This window comes from Ensifer adhaerens (assembly GCF_002007205.1).
Classification (GTDB): Bacteria; Pseudomonadota; Alphaproteobacteria; order Rhizobiales; family Rhizobiaceae; genus Ensifer; species Ensifer adhaerens_D.
In genome coordinates this window covers 993,923-1,011,993 of the sequence record NZ_LAZS01000012.1, presented here as the reverse complement: position 1 = coordinate 1,011,993, position 18,071 = coordinate 993,923, and the positions used below count along the sequence as shown (strand labels likewise).

Below are 18,071 nucleotides of genomic sequence, written 5' to 3'. Positions count from 1 at the left end.
TGCTCGGCAGAGGCAACGAAAGTTCTCATGGCGGCCACGAGCCTGGAGGAAAATCAGGTTGAGTCGGCATGTAGCGCCTGGATCGAGTGCCTGAGAGACGGAAATGAGGTTCCGGAACCGGAGATCGCTCGAAAGGTACTGGATGGACTTCGAAAGCACCGACACATGGGCCCGCTCAAACGGTTGGCCGACAATCTATTGCGCCTCGGATCTCGAGGGGACGTTGTCTATCGGCATTACAGCCAAGCCATGATCGAGAGCGGCGAACTAATCGCAGCAGTCGCGATTCTTCAGGGACTGGTCAGGAGAGCGACGCCTGGAGCGAGCGAGTGGAACGAAGCTCAGGGGCTGCTTGGACGCGCCTACAAGCAGATTTATATTGACGCCTGCGGCTCCAAGTTGGGAATGGCAGAGGATGCGTTGGAGGCTGCAATTGTTGCCTATCGTCAGGTATTTGACCGTGACCCAACGCAAATCTGGCACGGGGTGAACCTGGTCGCATTGTTAGCTCGGGCTGAACGCGACGGCGTTAGGATTGCAGGTTTCCCGCGTAAAGACGACCTTATCGAGGGTTTAAGTCGCGAGATCGAGCAGCACTGGTTGGCAGGCACGCTAGAGGCGTGGGACTATGCTTCCGCCGCGGAACTGTCACTCGCAGGCGGTGATCTGGACGGTGTGCAGCGCTGGTTAAAGGAGTATCTGAGTGCGGCCGACGTCGACGCCTTCAAGATCGCGGGGACCCTGCGACAGTTCACCGAGGTATGGAGGCTTCGCGCGGATGAGGGCGAAGCGGGGGCTGTGATCGCCGTTCTCAGAGCGGCATTGCTCCGAAACAGGTCCGGCACGCTCAGCCTCACACCGCAGCAGGTCCAACGCACAGCCGAAGCGGATATGGTGTGCTTCGAAAAGATTCTCGGAAATACGGGAGTTCAGACATATTGGTGGATGCGAACGGCGATGAACCGGGCACGTTCGGTTGCGCTGATCCGTCAGCCGGATGGGCGAGGCGTCGGGACCGGATTTCTGGTCCGCGGTCGCGATCTCTATGAACCCTTCGGCGACGAACTCTTTCTGCTCACCAATGCTCACGTGGTGAGCGACACCGCGGAACAGAGGGGAGTGCTCCGAAGCGACAAGGCATCCGTGGCCTTCGAAGCAACAGCCGACGTAGACCGGACTGCACGACGACATCGTTTGCGTGAGATTGTATGGAACTCTCCACCTGAACTGCTGGACGCCAGTCTGCTGCGTTTTGTGGAACCGCCGATCGGTCTAGAGCCGTGTCCGGTATCGGAATTGCTTCCGGTCACAGAGGAGGATCAGCGCGTCTACGTGATCGGGCATCCACTCGGAGGCGAGCTCAGCTTTTCTCTCCAAGACAATCAACTGCTGGACCACGAAGGTCCGACTAGCGGCAAGCCGACGATTGCCGGGCGGGTTCTCTTGCATTACCGCGCTCCTACCGAACCGGGAAGTTCCGGCAGTCCGGTATTCTCGGCTGATTGGGACGTTATCGGTCTCCACCATGCGGGGGCGGACTTCATGCCAAAGTTGAACGGCAAGCAGGGGACATACGCCGCGAATGAAGGAATATCGATTCGCTCGATCAGGGAGGCGATTGCGCGCAGCCTCATAGGGGAAGGCACTGAGTCGGCGGAACGCTAAGTGCCGCAGTCTAGTCATCCGCAGAACGACGCCCGCGCATGCGCCTAGCAATGGCCCAAGAGGGGCAGAAGAACGGTGCCCGATGTTCCTGCATGTCACAACCTGCTGCGCCGCGCGAACTGACCTGCTTCCCGTTTCTGGATCGGCTGAGCTGGAAAATCCACATAAAGATGTGCCTGGAGCCGGGAAGCAGGTCAACGGTGCGATCGATACGTGCTGCGGTTCCCCGCTCGATAAGGGTAATCCCCATCGAAAGCAAAGGTGACAAGCCCGATTTTGGATTGGCGCTGTCAGCGCCTACTCGAGCGGCTCGACATGTTTTTGGAGGACATTGCCTCCAAATGGCGGACCGAACCAGGCAGTAAGCTCAAGGTCATGGTGCTATGGCGTTACAACCACGTCGATCCGTTCCGAGATAGCGTACCGACGTTCACAAACTTCGAGGTTTCCGGCCAGTCATTTCATCGGGCGAAGGGGCTCGAAGCGGACTATACGATGCTGCTTGATGTCAGCGAGGGCAACTACGGTGTGCCGAGCCGCATCGAGGACGATGAACTACTCAACTTGGTGATTCCTCGCCCCGAAACGTTCGCGTACGCCGAAGAAAGGCGCCTGTTCTATGTCGCGCTGACACGCGCCAGCCGAGGCGTGTTCCTTGTTACGGGCAGCCGCCAGCCATCTCGATACATTCGAGAACTCTGCGAGATCGCCGGCGACGAGGTCCGCTTCGAGACGACCGAGGGGACCGCCTTACGTCAATGTCCCACCTGCCTTGTGGCCCATATTGTCGAGAAGCAAAATCGGGACGGTTCAGTATTTTCCGGCTTAACCAGTATCCTGATTGCAGCCGGACTGAACGAGTGCCAGTGCGGCCAGCGTCAAGGCTGCGAAGGAGGCGCTGAATGGGATTGCAGCTGCCGTTTGGCTCGACACTGACCGTCGGCAGCCTCCGAGACCAAGCCTTGCACCGGCTGGCTGAGAGCTTCTAAGCTGGCTTATAGCAAACACGGATCGTCGCTGTGCACCCTTCGCCATTTCCGCCTGGACCACAATAGGCGCCGATCTCAAGATACTCGTGGGAAATTTCGCCGTTTGCGTCTAATTCCGCGACAACGCGCGGCCGCCCGTTGCGGCCGTTTACGTCAACACCAAGCGCATAGTAGTAGTTACCGACAGCTTCTAGTGATATCCCTCGAATACCATGCTGACCATTCCACGGGGTCTGCGCTTGCTGGTTGCTCGAATCCGTGCCTACAAGCTTTCCAGTTGCGTTTCCTTGAACGTACGACCTGTCCCGATTATGTGGAATTTCCACCCGGATCATGTCGAGAGCGTTTCCTTGACCCGTATCGTGCTCGACACTCGCTGAACCTGCGTACGTGAGACCCGCTGGACAAGCAACCTGTGAAAACGAAGGACTCGCTGTATTGATGAAAAGAAGCGTTATAGCAACAGCTGTATAACTGACGGTTTTCATGAAATTAAATCCCTGCAACTGGTTGGAGTGTAAGTAGAGCCGGCTCCAGTTTTGATCGCACTTGCGGTGGTTGCATATCCTCCAATTGGAGGATGCTCTAAAAAGTTGTCGATTGGCGCGTTTCTGAAGCGGCTCGCCACGCCATGGCGAACGCAATTGAGCGCACGATAAAGTGGCGGGAGGTTCGGTGACTGTTCGGATTCTGCTCCGCCGGCCACCCCATGCTACGTCGCATCGGAGGCCAAGGTGGTTATCCAGCGGTACGAAAGCGGCTGCGATTGAGAGCCGCATGCCGAATTGCGTCGATTTGGGAGGCAGATGAAGGCCGACATTCAGAACTTTCTGTTGCGCTTTTCATTCTTTATTTCTTGTATAGATTGTACTCAAAAGCACTCGGATTTTCGACCGTTTTCTCATGCTGATTGATTTAGATAAGCTTGATCGAGCGTTGGACCGGACCCTTGAGGCCGCATTCAACCCTGCTATTTGGCCGGGCATCCTGCAGCACGTGGCAGATGCGACTAGTGCTTTCGGGGTCAATATCGTGCCCGTCAAGGGAAGATTCCCAGGCGGCCTCATTTCTACTGAAAGTCTGAAGCCGGCTCTCGAGGGCTACTTTGATGGGGGCTGGGACAAGAGGGAATGGCGGACTCGGGGATTTCCTATCCTGGCAACCCGTGGAACGGTTTTGGAGCAGCATTACACCTCACGAACGCAATTCGAGACTGAGGAATATTATCGCGCCCAATCCAAGTTCGGCCTAGGGCGGACTTGTATCGTCGGCTTCAACAATGGGGACGATCTCACATGCTTCGTCCTGCACCGAAGGATGGATGACGACCCTTTTGGCACGGAGCATGAGAATGTTTTCAGATTAATGCGGGACCGATTGATGGTTTCGGCAACAATCATGAAAAACATGTCGGCATCCAAGGTCGAAGGCATGGTCGAAGCATTCGAAAAGGCGGTGATTGGCGCTGTCTTTTTCAACAGACATGGCAAGGTGACAGCGGTTAATACTGAAGCATTCCGGAGCATGAGAGGTCACCTCACTATCGTCCAAAATGAACTCCGCGGCAGGAATGGCGAGCAAACAGCGAGGATTCGTAAGCGAATGCATGCAGTGCTGGGTACCGGCTGGCTGCAGCCCGCGGATAACCAGCGCATCCTGATCGAAAGAGAGCAACAAAGACCGCTGCTCCTCAGGATCCAACGGCTTGGCGGAAATCTTCCGGACGTTTTCAGTCATTCGGTCGGGGTTTGCCTTATCGAAGATCTCAACCCCCGCTCCAGAACAGATCCTGTGTTGCTCGCCCAGGTCCTTGGCTTGACGCAGGCGGAGACTTTACTGACTATGAACCTGGCCGGCGGACTTTCATTGCAACAATCGGCGGCAGCTAGGTCTATTAGCTATGAAACGGCGAGGACCCATCTACGGTCGATCTTTGCCAAAACCGGTGTGCGGCGTCAGACGGAGCTGATCGCCCTGATCAGCAGGCTGATCCAATAGGTGTTTACCCCACTGTGCGAGCCACGAAGCGGGCGAGGCTAAAGGAAGCTTGTGCATTGTTTTTTCCGGCTTTGTGCGTTTAGGATCGCATAATGTATCGGCTGGAACTGCTCGTCAGCCGGGCCTTGCCAATCACGAAGATTGGCCGTTGCGGATAATCTGAAGCTCGGCGAGGAAGGAGGCTGCTACCCGGGTCGCTTGCGATGCGTCCGCGGGAGCGACGTCCAGACCGTGCGCAGCTCTATTCATCGCGTAAAGGGCGTCTTGCAATTGGTCTGCCGATTGTGATGCTAGCCCGAGGCGCTGGAGTTCGACCAGCATGGCGCCAAGAGCCGTTGGTCGCTCGCTGTCGGTCTGGTTGGCCATCAACAGTCGGATCTCACGCTCAATTTCGATGCGGAGCTTCACCAGCGACATCAACGGGAACTCGCGGGCAAGCTCCGCTTCGGTCGGTAGCTCTGTTTGCAACGGTTGGGGAAGGGCGGCGGACAACCTGTACTCCGCAACGCCCATCGGCTTTGCCGAATCCCGAAGAGCGTACTCGACGATTATCTCATTCTTGCCCTTGCACAGGATGATCCCGATGCTGGGAGCATCCGACTCGTTTCGCAGTTGGTCATCAACCGCAGAAAGATAGAAGTTCATCTTTCCGGCGAACTCCGGCTTCAATCTTGAGCTCGACGACAACGAAACAGCGCAGCCGCAGATGATAGAACAGGAGGTCCAAATAATAGTCCTGTCCGCCCACCTCGAGATGATGTTGGCTGCCGACGAATGCAAAGCCTTTCCCGAGCTTCCAAGATCAAAGAGCGTAGGTGCTCGATGAGGCCTTGCTCAAGTTCGCGCTCCGCGAGAGCGAGGAAATCGAAGCTGTAGGGGTCTTTGATCAACTCCTGCGCCAAGTCTGACTGAGGGGCTGGCAATGTCCGACCAAAATTCGTCAGCGCCTTTCCTTACCGCTGGTAGAGACCGCTTTCGATCTGATGCACGAGAACGTTGCGGCTCCAGCCATGTTCCACGGCTTGGCGCGCATACCACAGCTTCTCTTCATCGCTTTTCAGGGCTTCGACGAGTTTGACGTTATGGCCCCAGGGCAATTGTGCAACAAGCTGTTGCACGATTTGCTCGTCGGGGAACGCCTCAGCAAAGGCGCGCATATATTTGAGGTTTCGTGGCGAAAGTCCCGTCATTTCAGGGAAATCGCGCCGAAGATCCACCGCGAGCCGATCGATGACTCGCGTACCCCATCCCTCGAGGTTTTGGCGCGCTAAGATCTCGCGGCCGATGCACCAGTAGAGCAGAATGAGTTCTCGGTTAACAGCAACAGCTGCCTTGAGGCGCGCTGATCGGATTCGCTCCTTAAGCTCGGAAAGGAGCGTGGCGTAACGGTCGCCGTCATAGGAAGAGGTGGGTGTAGTCATGCGTGAGTCTTTAACAGCCCCGGGTTGCAAAGCTCCATCCTTCATGCCGGGCTGCAGGCACGGGCCTACGGTTCGACTCTCTTCAAGGCGATGGATAAGGGCGAGCGTCTTAATTGGGGCCGTCAGCGGACAGTCAGCTTTTGGTCTCGGCGCTTATCAAGCGGACGTTCAAGGCTCGCCGCGAGTCGCGGGCTGCAAGACGCAGTGACAGGTCTTGACCCATCAAGGCCTCGCCACAGATGCCCGTCGGCGAGAGGTCGTCATTTTTTTCGTGTCGTACCCGCGGCTGCAAGGCTTGGATCGAGCGTGAACAATTCTTTGGCTTTTCCAACGCCTTTCAACGCAAATCGCCCGACGGAAACGAGCTTGTCTCGTTCCTCCCCCCGCAGGAGGTCGGCGAATTCCGAGGAGCAGAGCATGTTTCGCCCTGTGGAATGGCACATATCGCTGATGCGGCTTACTTCGTTGACTGCCTGGCCAACAACAGTGAAATCGAGCCGGTCGGGTGTGCCGATGTTGCCGTAGAACACATCGCCCGCATGTAGACCGAGATGGATGTCGGCGACAGGCAGGCCCTCTGTTTTGCGGCGGCGTGCAAGCTGGCCGAGCCGCAGCCGTAGATCGTGCTCCGCGTCAATGGCCGCTCGGCACGCATGTTCCGGCCGGGAACTCGTAAACATCGCCAGCACGCCGTCTCCGATCAGCTTCAAGACATCACCGCCGGCCGACTTGACCGCCCCAATCACCGCCTCTGCATAGTCGTTGATCAGAGGGATCAACTGATCGGCCTGCACGGACTCGGAGAGATGGGTGTAGCCGGTGATGTCCGAATACCAGAGCACGGCCCGGATACGCCTCACAGCATCATGTCGAATCGCGCCGCTGAGCACACGCCGGCCGGCATCGCGGCCGAGATAGGCTTCGGCGAGCGTCTTCGTCAGCCGGGTTTGCGCAGCGGACCTGATGGCGAGGCCGAGGTGCGGCGTAAGTTGCGCCAGGCAAGCCACATCAACGTCGCTGAATCCCCCCGGCCGAGCCGTGGTGAAACGCGCATAGAATGCATCGACATCTTCGACGCGGACTGCCTGCCGCGTACGGTAGACGAAAGCCAGATAGTCAGTTTGACCAGCGTCGCACAATTCCTGGATCGCCGAATAGCCGTGGGTTTCGCCGTGCTCCAGCCGGCAGCGCAGCGAGGTCTCGCGCCGGCGCAGCATCTGCAGGAAGGGGCTACGCGACCACTGCGCCGTACCTTCCGGATCACGACTGCCGACATACTCTTCTTCGCGGAAAGGGTTTTCGGGCCCCTCGTCCCAAAAATACGCGCGCGCCTCATACATCGGATGTAGCGTGTCGATCATCACGAAGACTTTGCCGAGCGGCAGTCCAGCCTCGACGCATCGTTCGCAGAATGCCTGCGTCAACGAGGCCTCGTCTCGAATCCCCAGCAGGCCGGCCTCAGCCAACCACGCGGCGATCTTGTTGCAATCACGGGTATCCATGACCCGATCATAGCTGCATCGCCCGCAGGTAAGAAGCCGAATTGCGCTGCTGGGCCGAGGCCAAATTTATCTCTACGCCGAGATGGGGGCGCAATGTTGTCGTTTGCAGACCTAAGCGTCGACGCGCTTACGGGCCGGACAGAACTGTGCTTCCTAGGGCCCTGCAAGCCTTGTTGCTGTGATGTTCACTTTTCGAGCCAAAATAATCGCATAATGTATCGATCGGATCTCTTGTCCGTTCGAGTAGAGGCTATTTCGGTTTTCTGCCGGCCTTCAACGGATCTGGCGGCAGGGCCGATTCCGCTGGTATTACAAATAGCTCCGAGATGTCGATCCCGAGTGCATCGACCAAGCGATCCAGAAGGTCAACGGATGGGTTGTATTCGCTACGCTCTATGCCACTGATCGCCGTCCGATCCACATTCGCATCGACAGCCAAATTCTCCTGCGTAATCTTCTTCGAAGTCCGAATTCGCCGAAGATTCCAGCCTATGCGCGCGCGGGTGTCCATAAGGCATCGCCACCACCTTGCGTGGCGTTAATCCATAGAATATATTCAACATATTTCTGAGGAGCGCTTATTCTGCAGCGGCATCTATCGTTGCCGAAAGCGACGTGTCGTGCTGCCTGGAGAGCCAACATGGAACTGCGCCAACTCTCATTCTTCGTTGCGGTGGCCGAGGAGCTGCACTTCAATCGGGCGGCGGCTCGGATGTGTATCGCGCAGCCGGCGCTGAGTGCGCACATCCAGGCGCTGGAGAAGGAGTTGGGTGTTCGGCTGCTGGAGCGGTCGACGCGGCGGGTCGAGCTGACGCGGGCAGGGGAGGTGTTCTACGATCGAGCAGTGCGCATCATTGGTGATGTCGGGCTGTCGATGGACGTGGCCCGGTCGGCTGCAGGGAAGGCGGCGCGCACGATCAAGATCGGGACGGTTTATCCGGCGACCACCGGTGTGCTGCCAGGGTTTCTCGCCCGAATCGGCCGGAAGTTTCCGGATGTGGCGCTGCATGTCAGAAGCGGCTCGACCTCAGACATCATCCGCGGACTGGAGAACGGCCAGATCAATCTCGGCTTCATCCGCCCGGTCGAAAACATCGGATCCTTGCGCTTCTTCTCGATCGCGCATGAACGCTATCTGCTGGCGGTTGAAAGGACGAGCTCGCTTGCCCTTCGAAGCGAGATCGACATCGAGGATCTGAGGGGAGAGAAGATCATCGCCTTTTCCCGTCAGAACCTCTCGTATTCGGAGCGGTACTTCTCCGAGATGTTCGAAACCCATGGGCTGACCGGCAACATCGCCTACAGCTGTGACGACACCTTCTCGCTGGTGTCGCTTGTCTCAGCCGGTCTCGGGATCGGTTTTGCGCCGGAATGGACGAAGGATCTGCCGAACCGTGGCTTCGAACTCAAACCCGTGCGCGGCGTCGATCTCAAGATCGGGCTTGGAGTTGCCTGGAATAAGGAGGATCCGACCGCATCACGGGACGATATCATCGACATTGCCCGGTCACTGGTGCGGCCAGGCAGATGAGGGAATATAAGCGCTGGATGGAAGCCTGATGGCCCTTCCGCGGCGTTGCCAAAGGTCGTCAGCGCCGGTCGGCCAGCAGAAGTACGAATGTGGCGACGATGACGGCTAATGACGCCCAGGCGCCGGGGTCCTCCAGTGCAAGGAGAGTCAGGCCGCTGAAGGCGCACCAGAGCAGGGGGATCGGCAGAAGTACCCAACCCCGCTTTCCGGAGGCTGCCACTGCCAATACGGTGCCGAGCGTCGTCGTTGCCGTGGGATCCGGCATCATCGCGAATATCTCGGCCGAGGCGAGGGAGCGCCCCGCCGGCCAGGCGAGGCAAGGATAGGCGAGCAAACCGAAAAGCATGAGGCAGATGCCGCCACGGTGCCGCAACCGGCTTGCGGGCCCATCCGTCTGCCGTGCTGGGGCTGGCGATAGAGCCAGTAATCCGGCCTGCAGTAGGAAAGCACCTGCCGCATAGGACATGCCCCAATGGATCGCGGTGTAACGTTCCCAGAAGAACTGCCACGCGCAGAACAACCAGGCCGCAGCAAGCAGCGGAAAGGCCGCGACGCGGGCGCGCGGCACGCCGGTCGCTGCCGGTGCGAGGATAAGAATTGCGCCGGCGATCCAGACAAGCTGCAACGGCCAGAATTGCTGGTTGTAGCGCTCTACGAGGCGGAAATAGACGCGCGGCGAGAACATCACCAAGTCGGAGAGCGTGTAGGTTCCCCATTCGGACATCAGCCAAGTTCCCCTCTGGAGCCGAGCGGCCGATCACAGCGCTTCCACATAGTCGATCATGCGCCGGCGCATCTTTTCGTCCGGCAGGGTGCCGCTTGCGGCCTCAAGGTTCTCGCGCACGTGGTCAACCCTGGTGGTCGCGGGAATGGCGCAGGTGACCGCCGGATGGGAGATGATGAACTTCAGCAGGAACTGAGCCCAGTTGCGGGCGCCCGTCTCGGCGCGCCAGTCCGGCAGCGGCCCGTCCTCGAATTGCCGGACCAGGTCACCCTGTCTGAACGGGCGATTGACGATAACGGCGATACCTTTTTCCCGGGCCAAGGGCAGGATGCGCTGTTCGGGCTCACGGTCGAGAATGTTGTAGGTGAGCTGGACAAAATCGATGGGCTGGCTGGCCATGATGCTCTCGATCTCGCGGTGCCTTCGTCCCTCCGATGTCGTGATGCCGACATAACGTAGCCGTCCCGCCGCTTTCATTTCGATGAGAGCCGGCAGGTGTTTTTCCCAGGAGACGAGATTGTGGACCTGCACGAGATCGAACTTGTCGACGCCCCAGTAGCCGCGCGATGCCTCGATTTGCGCGCCTCCCTGTTCCGGGTGCGATATCCAGACCTTCTCGGCGGAAAACAGGCGCTTCGGATGGCCGAGCTTGCGCAGACCGTAACCGATTGTTGGTTGGGAGGAACTGTACATCGGCGAGGAATCGATCATGCGGCCGCCGCCATCGAAGAAGGCGGCGATCACTGCGGCACACTCGTCCATGAGCACCGGATCGTCGCCGACATTGAAGGTGATCCAGGTGCCGAGGCCGATCACCGGCAATAACTCTCCGCTTGCCGGAATCGGCCTCGTCAGGATGCCGGCCGGCTGGCCAAGGGCCAGTCGCGGCGCAAGCGGCAGCAATGCGCCGATGCCAAGCCCCTGAACGGCCGTGCGCCGGGTGATCGCCATCGGTCGCCCTTCCTAATGTCTTTGCAGGGCGGATAATGAGCTCGCTTGCAATGGCGCTGAAACCACGAAGTCGTGATCGGAAGCAGGCGCTCAATCTTATCATCAAGGGCTCGTCTAGAGATTACCATCTACAACCCGCGCCTTGATGAGGATGGCAGCGCGGGGCGCCGCCTGGCCAACGTACTCGCGGCAGTGCTCGGGACAGCATCCGTCCCCAGCGGCGTGTGAGGCAGATTTCAACAAACAGATTACTGCCGAATGTTACGGGTCGCGTCGCTATGTTCGATGTAGGCGATAGGGCTGCATGATCATGGTCGAAGAGTCGCGCCCACGCGACGAGAGCTGTGAACCGATCGGGCTCGACCCATTCATATTCGTGTTGAAACGGTTCTCAATGCCGGCGGTCTTCGTCGCCCAGCAGCTGCGAGAAGCTACTCTATCTGTCTAACGCGAGATTTCCGTCCGCCTCAAAAGAGCGTGCGGATCGCCTCGGTCTTTGACAGTTGGGCTGGCGATGCCGATTCTGGTTTGCTGGATCCATCGCGTTCCTTGAAGCCCTCGTACGCCTTCTGCGCAGCCAGACGGTCGGCATCCGAGACCGATTCGACCGGCTCGCCATTGATGTCATGGCGCAGGGAACCGGTTCGTGCGACCGCGATCTGATAGCTCCGCGAGTGCACGTAGGTCGCCATGGCCTTCCGCAGAGCAGTCACGCTGATCTCCGGTTTGAGGAGGGGGCGGACGTCGTTCCAGAGCCCGCGCGCGAACGGCCGGATCGGATCGCCGAGCTTGGCGGGGAGAATAGCAATAGGCCGGATAAGAATGGCGTTGATCGCCGCAGTTTTGGCGACCTCGCGTTCCCGCGCCAGAACCGGGCCGGCCTCCTCTGGGGGTGATTTGAACATCGCTTGTTTCTGAGCCATTGCCAATCCAGGATGTCCAGCGGTCACGAAATATCCTCGACATCATGACCCCACGCTATCATTTCGGTTCCAGAGCATCTATGGCGTGTGCGCCAGAACGCAAGTCCTGCAAGCAACGCCAAGGCGCCCGCGCCAACAAACCGGCGAGTTCGTTGTCGTCGAAGTAGCGGATCTTGGAGACGGCGGCCGGCAACTGTTCTTGCCTTAGCAGAAACATTTTTGGGTCGTCAGCCGCAGGATCTCGTCGAAGGTGTTGCTGGTGGCTATCTGGGCAAGCCACTTGGAAGCCCGGCACGGCCAAGGTCCGCGGCGCCCCTTTCGAGGACCGAGGGATCGCGGAAGTTCCAAGTCTGTCGCCAGGACTCTATCGTCGCGGTAGGCACTGTCTTCAGCATCTTCACGACCGCAGCTCTGGCCTCCGCATCGCGTCCGAGACGCACATAGGCGATGGCAAGTTGCAACGGAGCGTCGGCAAACTCGGTGGACTTCAACGCCTCCACAGCTTCTTCGTTTTTGCCCATCACGATGTAGATGAAACCGCGCACATAGTTGACGAACCAGGACAAGCCGGGGTCCCGCGCGGCCGCAGCGTCGGTCAACTCGAGCGCCTTTTCTGTTTGACCGGCTTGGAGGAGGATGCTTCCGGCGTCAGTAAGGGTGAACGCGTTGTAGGGTGCTGCGGCGAGCGCCCTGTTCATTGCAGCGACAGCGCCATCATGATCCCGTTTGAGTGTGAGTAGCCAAGCATTGAGCCAGTTCGCCAGCCTCGTGACCTGCGGGCTCAGGTTTTTGTCTGCCAGGACCTGATTGACCAGTCGCCCCGCTTCCAGCAGGTCAATCTGCGGCTCAGCACTGTACAGCAGCGCAACGTTTAACCAGTGAGTCCATCCCAGTTCCACGGTCAGAAGCGGCGAGCCTGGAAATTCCTGCAAACCTTGCCGACAGATCTCACCTGATCGCTCGATGCCTTCCTTCGTGAACAGATTTAACTGGCTTTCCGCGCGCAGGTAATAGTCGTACTCAGCGAGGTTGGTACCGTCCTTGCCCCAAGCCTGAGTGTAATCGGCTTTGCGAATGGCTCCAAATTCACCCGTCATCGCCCCCACGATCTTTCCGGTTAATTCGTCTTGGAGCGCCCATGGATCGGAGCCTGCCTTGTCGAAGCGGTCTGCCCAGACATGGTCGCCCGTGTTGGCGTTGACCAATTGCGCGATGATGCGAACCCTGTTGCCTTCCTTTCGCACACTGCCTTCGACGACATAGCCGACGCCCAGCTCTTTGCCCATCTGTCGGATATCGCCTTCCTTGCCTTGGTACGCGAAGGACGATGTTCGCGATACGACCGCAATGTCAGAAAAGCGCGACAGGATGGCGATGACGTCGTTCGCCAGGCCTTCTCCCAAGTACGCCAGACTGTTGTCGGCGCTCAGATCCTTGAAGGGAAGTACGGCAACAGACGGGATTGCGGAGGTTCCACCAGAGGAAATCGATTGCGGACCATACGAAACGACCCATATGGCCAGCACGGCCGCCCCGACCGCTGCCGGAACTCCAAATATCCACCTGAGCCATCCGGGCCCGCGCTTGTGCAGGCTGCGCCGGCGCGGCGGGGCGTCGAGGCGCACGTGATAGACTTCGATAGGTTCTTCGATGTTCTTGACCTTCTGCCGCCCTGCGGAGTCGAAGCCAAACGCGAGCTTTTTCTCGACCTCCTTCGCTACTTTTCCTGAAACACAGATCCCTCCGACAGGCGCGAGTTGCTCCAGTCTGGCAGCGATGTTCACACCTTCGCCGTATCGATCCTCGCCGTCGACAATTACTTCTCCGATATTGATGCCGATCCGCACGTCAAACCTCTCCTCCAGGGGGACGGCAGCATTTCGCGCGGCCATTCCGCGTTGGAGAGCGACTGCACACTCGACGGCGTCGACAACGCTTCCAAACTCCGCGAGCAGCCCATCACCCATGAGTTTGAAGACGCGGCCATGATGCCCGGCAATCTCGGGCTCAAAGAGCTCAGTTCGTCGCGTTCGAAGCCGCTCAAAGGTTGCGGCTTCGTCTTGCTCCATGAGTGCGGAGTATCCGACTACGTCGGCGGCCAGGATTGCAGATAATCTGCGCTCCATGTCTTAATCCCCGAACATAAATTCTCCGCAGAAGATTGTACCTGACTCTGCCGTGTGTTTCACGTCTAACTAATAAGATCTCAGGGACTTTCGCGACAGGAGGTTGTTCTACTGGTCTGCCTTCAAACTCGCGTTTTTGTTGCCTGAGAGCGAAGCCTCCAGTTTCCCTGCCCCGCGATGTCTAATCCACGCGCGAACTAGAACGATTCCGTTGACCGAGGGCTAGCGGCCGTCGCATCCGTGCATGCGGCACATTCTATCTTTCGACTTTCATTTTTGAGCGATGCCTGGCTGCCCCGTGGCCCGCGTGCAAGGCCGTCGTTTTCGCTGTCAGCGGCGACCGCCTCGTCTGTCGCCTGTCAAACAGGCGATCACGAGGACAACCTCGCGCAGGTCCAGACGCTGGGGAGGATGGCGCGAAGTACGCAGGCGGCCTTTTGCTGCTGAATACGCTCCGAAACTCACGAAGAGAGACGTGCCTCACGGAACCGACGGCCGGGCCCAAAGTTTGTCCTTCCATCGGAACCACTGCTAGACGGGAGGAATCCAATGAGCATCGACTGCGCTGCATTACGACCAATGCCAGGGATTGTGGGCTTGACCGGCGGCGCGAGCCATCCAATTGACTTCCTAGGATTGTGGAAAAAAGGGCGCGTGTTGAATTCTCCCCAGCCAGTGATTGGTCCAAACGCGCACGCCTCCGCGCCTGCGGTCGATCCCGGCATAATCTGTCTGGAGATTCGGTGGCCGCCGATCTTCAAAGCTTCGTCCGCTTTGCAGCGCTCGCGACGAAGGCGGCTTTCAGATGCTCAGCGGCCGGGGAAAGGCTGTGGTGGCGCCTCTGCAATAGGGAGACGTCTCGCATCACTGTCGGATCAATGAGATCGATCGTGGTCACTCCAACGGCAGAGGCGAGTTGTCCGGAGTTTTCCGGCAAAACAGCGACGCCCATCCCCGCGGCGATCATGCTGATGGCGGTCGTCGAAAAACGCACTTCGTACTTTGGCCGGTAGTTCGGGACGACGCGGATGAGGTTGTGTTCGACGATGTTGCGTAGTGGATTGGAGGCGGCAAGCGTGATGAGGGTCTCGTCCTTGAGCTCGGCCCAGCGGACGGATTTGCGCTCGCCAAACCGGTGATCCTCGCGGCAGACGAGCATCAGCTTGTCGCGCAGCAGCGGGGTTGCGGCAATTTCGGGGTCTTCCTCCGAAAGGGTGCCGACGGCGATATCGACCTCGTGGCGCTTGAGCGCCGGGGTTATCTGCTCTTCGGGCATGTCGCGAATGTTGACGGAGATCTCCGGATACTTGTTAAGGAACCTGGCGATGATCGGCGGCACGACCGTTGCGGCAAGCACGATCGCCGCGGCGATAGTCACTTGGCCGCGCTTCAGGGAAGCGTTGTCGCGCACGTCGCCAACGGCAAGCTCGAGGTCCTTCATGATCTTTCGCGCCTGGGGCAGGAATTCCTGGCCGACCAGGGTAAGGGAGACCATGCGCGTGTGCCGGTCGAACAGACGCACGCCCATCTCCTGTTCCAGATCCCGGATGAGGATGCTGACCGCAGACTGAGTGAGATGGAGGTGGCGCGCGGCGATGTTGAACTGTCCGAGTTCCGCCACTGCGATGAAGGCCCTGAGTTGCCGCAGGGTTATGTTCATGGACGCGCGGCCTCCCGTTATCTCGCTCCCATCAAAGCCTGCCAGACCTCGGCTTGTCTACCCCGCAAGTGCCGGTTGATCCTTGTTGCCGGCCATCAGCAGGCCGAGTTCGTCGAGACGGGCGCGGTCCGGCGGCAATTCGCCAAGGATCTCGCCGTGGAACATGACGAGGATGCGGTCGCAGATCGCAAACAGTTCCTCGAGTTCCGTGGAGATCAGCAGTATGGCGCGGCCGCTGTCGCGCTGGCGCAGCATCTCCTCCATCACGAATTCCATCGCGCCGATATCGATGCCGCGCGCAAGCTGATTGACGAGGATGAAATCGGGATCGCGGGCCAGCTCTCGCGCGACGACGAGCTTTTGCTGGTTGCCGCCTGAAAGTGCTGCGATCGGCTGGTTCTCGTCCCGGCTCCTCACGCGAAACCGCTTGATCAGGTCGCGGGTGTGCTCGCCAATGACCCGGCGGTTGAGCATGCCACCCGTCGCGAACGGCTTTTGGTTGTAGCGCTGGAGAATGGTGTTTTCGCTCAGCGACAGCGGTAAGACGATGCCGTGTTTGTGGCGGTCTTCCGGAATGTGGGAAAAGCGCCTGGCATTGATCTTAGCGGGGTCGTGCCCGGTTATGTCGTTTCCGTTGAGAATGACGCGCCCGGAATCGACCGGCAGCAGGCCGGAAAGCGCGAGCGAGAGTTCCGTCTGGCCGTTGCCGGAAACGCCGGCGATGCCGACGATTTCGCCGGCGCGCACATCGAGGCTCACGCCGCGCACGGCCGGAAGACCGGTTTCGGCCCGGCAGGTGAGGTTTTCCACCGAAAGCACGATACGACCTGGAGGCTTGGGGCTGCGCGGCAGCTCCATGCGAACGTCACGACCGACCATCATGCGCGCGAGCTCCCGCGCATTCGTCTCCCCGACCTTGACCGTATTGACGACGCGTCCGTCACGCATGACGCTGATGCGATTGCTGACCCGCATGACCTCGTCCAGCTTGTGCGAAATGAAGACGACGGTCTTCCCGTCCTTCACGAGATCGCCCATCAGCGAAAGGAGACGGTCGGTCTCTTGCGGGGTGAGAACGGCGGTCGGCTCATCGAGGATGAGCAGGTCGATACCGTGGAACAGCACCTTCAGGATTTCCACCCGCTGCTGCTCGCCGACCGAGAGGTCTTCAACGATTGCCTCGGGACGCACATCCAGGGCGTAGCGCTCGGAAAGCGCGCGGATCTTTCGGTGGACCGTGGTCATGTTGGAAATGACACTGAGCGCGGAACCCTGGCCGAGGATGTAGTTTTCCGCCACGGTCAGGTTCGGAACCAGCATGAAGTGCTGGTGCACCATGCCGATGCGCTCTCGGATCGCGTCGCGCGGGCTTGTAAAGCGCACCGATTGCCCCTTGTAGACGATATCGCCCTCATCCGGCCGGACCATGCCGCATATCATGCTCATCAGTACGCTCTTGCCGGCGCCGTTTTCGCCGAGCAGCGAATGGATCTCGCCTTCCTCGATCTCGAGCGAAACCCCGTCGCTGGCGATGATGGGACCGAAGCGTTTACGGATGTTGTCGATGCGCAGGAACGGTTTTGTCGACATGTCGATCACCTCATCTCGTAGGGCTGGCCAAGCTTGCTGGGTGCGGCACCCTTGCCGCGCAAGGCGACCAGCGTGACGATCGTCATGATGTAGGGAAGCGCCTGCAGGACCTGGTAGGGCACGACGATGGACGCCTGCGCCTGGAGCATGAGCTGAAGGGCGTAGAAGAGGCCGAATAGCAGCGAGACGAAGAAAGCCCCGATCGGCGACCAGCGCGCAAAGACTACGACGGCAAGGGCGATGAAGCCGCGACCGGAGGTGATGCCTTCGACGAACTGGTTGGAATGGCCGAGCGTCAGGAACGCGCCTCCGAGCCCGGCAAGCCCGGTGCCGACCAGCACGGCGGCATAGCGGTAGCCAACGACGCTGCGACCGGCGACGTCGACGGCCTTCGGGTGCTCGCCGACGGCGCGCAGCGTCAGGCCGAAGGAGGTGCGATAGAGTACAAGGGCGGCGAGGATGGCGACCAGCACGGTCGAATAGACGATGAGGTTCTGGCGGAAGAACGCCTCGCCGAGAAAGGGCAGGTCGCTCAGCCAGGGTATGTGGACCGGCTGGGCGATCTCGATGCCCTTGCCGGTCGAAACGTAATAGGTGCGGAAGAGGAAGGCCGTCAGGCCCATGCCGAGCAGGTTGAGGGCCGCGCCGACCACGATCTGGTCCGCCTTGATGGTGATCGTAAAGAAGGCGAAGACCAGCCCAAACAGCATGCCGCCGGCAACGCCGGCCAAAAGTCCGAGCGGAATGTTGCCGGTGGCCGCGGCCGCGGCGAAGCCGCAGAAGGCGCCGACGAGCATGGTGCCTTCGAGCCCGATGTTGAGCACGCCGGCGCGCTCGGAAAAGACCTCGCCGATCGAGGCGAATATCAGGGGGGTGGCAAGCCTCCAGGCAGCGCTGGCGAGCGCTGCGAGAAAGGTGAGAGAAATCATGTCGTCCATGGGTTCGACCCTCCAGGGATGGCGCCAAAGTTTTGTTTTCCCGCGGGTGGTCT

The 18,071-nt window shown here is 59.4% G+C and carries 14 protein-coding genes and 1 pseudogene; 4 read left to right on the top strand and 11 right to left on the bottom strand.

Going from position 1 to position 18,071, the window contains the following annotated elements:
- Positions 1–27: 27 nt before the first annotated feature.
- From XB14_RS29545 to XB14_RS29535, 3 genes are all read left to right on the top strand, one after another.
- A complete protein-coding gene (locus XB14_RS29545; protein ID WP_179119701.1) occupies positions 28–1,665 on the top strand; it encodes a S1 family peptidase in 1,638 nt (545 codons plus the stop codon).
- A 261-nt stretch (positions 1,666–1,926) separates the two neighbouring features.
- A complete protein-coding gene (locus tag XB14_RS29540) occupies positions 1,927–2,601 on the top strand; it encodes a 3'-5' exonuclease (RefSeq protein ID WP_234804178.1) in 675 nt (224 codons plus the stop codon).
- Positions 2,602–3,557: 956 nt separating this feature from the next.
- The gene (locus XB14_RS29535; protein WP_077967390.1) at positions 3,558–4,652 is read left to right on the top strand and encodes a helix-turn-helix transcriptional regulator; all 1,095 of its coding nucleotides are present in this window, start codon (positions 3,558–3,560) and stop codon (positions 4,650–4,652) included.
- A 132-nt stretch (positions 4,653–4,784) separates the two neighbouring features.
- Here XB14_RS29535 and XB14_RS33695 read toward each other — a convergent pair.
- The 4 genes and pseudogenes from XB14_RS33695 to XB14_RS29520 form a co-directional block, all read right to left on the bottom strand.
- A pseudogene (locus XB14_RS33695) lies at positions 4,785–5,400 on the bottom strand (PDDEXK nuclease domain-containing protein).
- Between the two features lie 205 nt (positions 5,401–5,605).
- Positions 5,606–6,073: a DUF1016 N-terminal domain-containing protein gene (locus XB14_RS33690; protein ID WP_234804177.1), complete on the bottom strand. Its 468-nt coding sequence runs from the start codon at positions 6,071–6,073 to the stop codon at positions 5,606–5,608.
- 260 nt (positions 6,074–6,333) lie between these two features.
- Complete coding sequence (locus XB14_RS29525; RefSeq protein WP_077967389.1) at positions 6,334–7,575, bottom strand: adenylate/guanylate cyclase domain-containing protein; 1,242 nt, start codon at positions 7,573–7,575, stop codon at positions 6,334–6,336.
- A 250-nt stretch (positions 7,576–7,825) separates the two neighbouring features.
- Positions 7,826–8,086 carry a helix-turn-helix domain-containing protein gene (locus XB14_RS29520; RefSeq protein ID WP_077967387.1) on the bottom strand — a complete coding sequence of 87 codons (261 nt, stop codon included), beginning with the start codon at positions 8,084–8,086 and terminating at the stop codon, positions 7,826–7,828.
- A 129-nt stretch (positions 8,087–8,215) separates the two neighbouring features.
- Between XB14_RS29520 and XB14_RS29515 the strand changes: the two genes are divergently transcribed.
- A complete protein-coding gene (locus XB14_RS29515) occupies positions 8,216–9,106 on the top strand; it encodes a LysR family transcriptional regulator (protein ID WP_077967386.1) in 891 nt (296 codons plus the stop codon).
- 58 nt (positions 9,107–9,164) lie between these two features.
- On the opposite strand, the gene XB14_RS29510 is transcribed toward XB14_RS29515, so the two are convergent.
- The 7 genes from XB14_RS29510 to XB14_RS29480 form a co-directional block, all read right to left on the bottom strand.
- The gene (locus XB14_RS29510; protein ID WP_077967384.1) at positions 9,165–9,830 is read right to left on the bottom strand and encodes a DUF6064 family protein; all 666 of its coding nucleotides are present in this window, start codon (positions 9,828–9,830) and stop codon (positions 9,165–9,167) included.
- A gap of 33 nt (positions 9,831–9,863) precedes the next feature.
- Positions 9,864–10,781, bottom strand: a complete 918-nt coding sequence (locus XB14_RS29505; RefSeq protein WP_077967382.1) for an aldo/keto reductase — start codon at positions 10,779–10,781, stop codon at positions 9,864–9,866.
- 467 nt (positions 10,782–11,248) lie between these two features.
- Positions 11,249–11,704 carry a ProQ/FINO family protein gene (locus tag XB14_RS29500; RefSeq protein ID WP_234804176.1) on the bottom strand — a complete coding sequence of 152 codons (456 nt, stop codon included), beginning with the start codon at positions 11,702–11,704 and terminating at the stop codon, positions 11,249–11,251.
- A 263-nt stretch (positions 11,705–11,967) separates the two neighbouring features.
- A complete protein-coding gene (locus XB14_RS29495) occupies positions 11,968–13,830 on the bottom strand; it encodes an adenylate/guanylate cyclase domain-containing protein (protein WP_077967371.1) in 1,863 nt (620 codons plus the stop codon).
- A gap of 757 nt (positions 13,831–14,587) precedes the next feature.
- Positions 14,588–15,490 carry a LysR family transcriptional regulator gene (locus XB14_RS29490; RefSeq protein ID WP_077967369.1) on the bottom strand — a complete coding sequence of 301 codons (903 nt, stop codon included), beginning with the start codon at positions 15,488–15,490 and terminating at the stop codon, positions 14,588–14,590.
- Positions 15,491–15,547: 57 nt separating this feature from the next.
- Positions 15,548–17,080 (bottom strand): ABC transporter ATP-binding protein, encoded by a 1,533-nt coding sequence (locus XB14_RS29485; protein WP_077967851.1) that lies wholly within the window; start codon positions 17,078–17,080, stop codon positions 15,548–15,550.
- A gap of 5 nt (positions 17,081–17,085) precedes the next feature.
- A complete protein-coding gene (locus XB14_RS29480; protein ID WP_077967367.1) occupies positions 17,086–18,018 on the bottom strand; it encodes an ABC transporter permease in 933 nt (310 codons plus the stop codon).
- Positions 18,019–18,071: the final 53 nt, after the last annotated feature.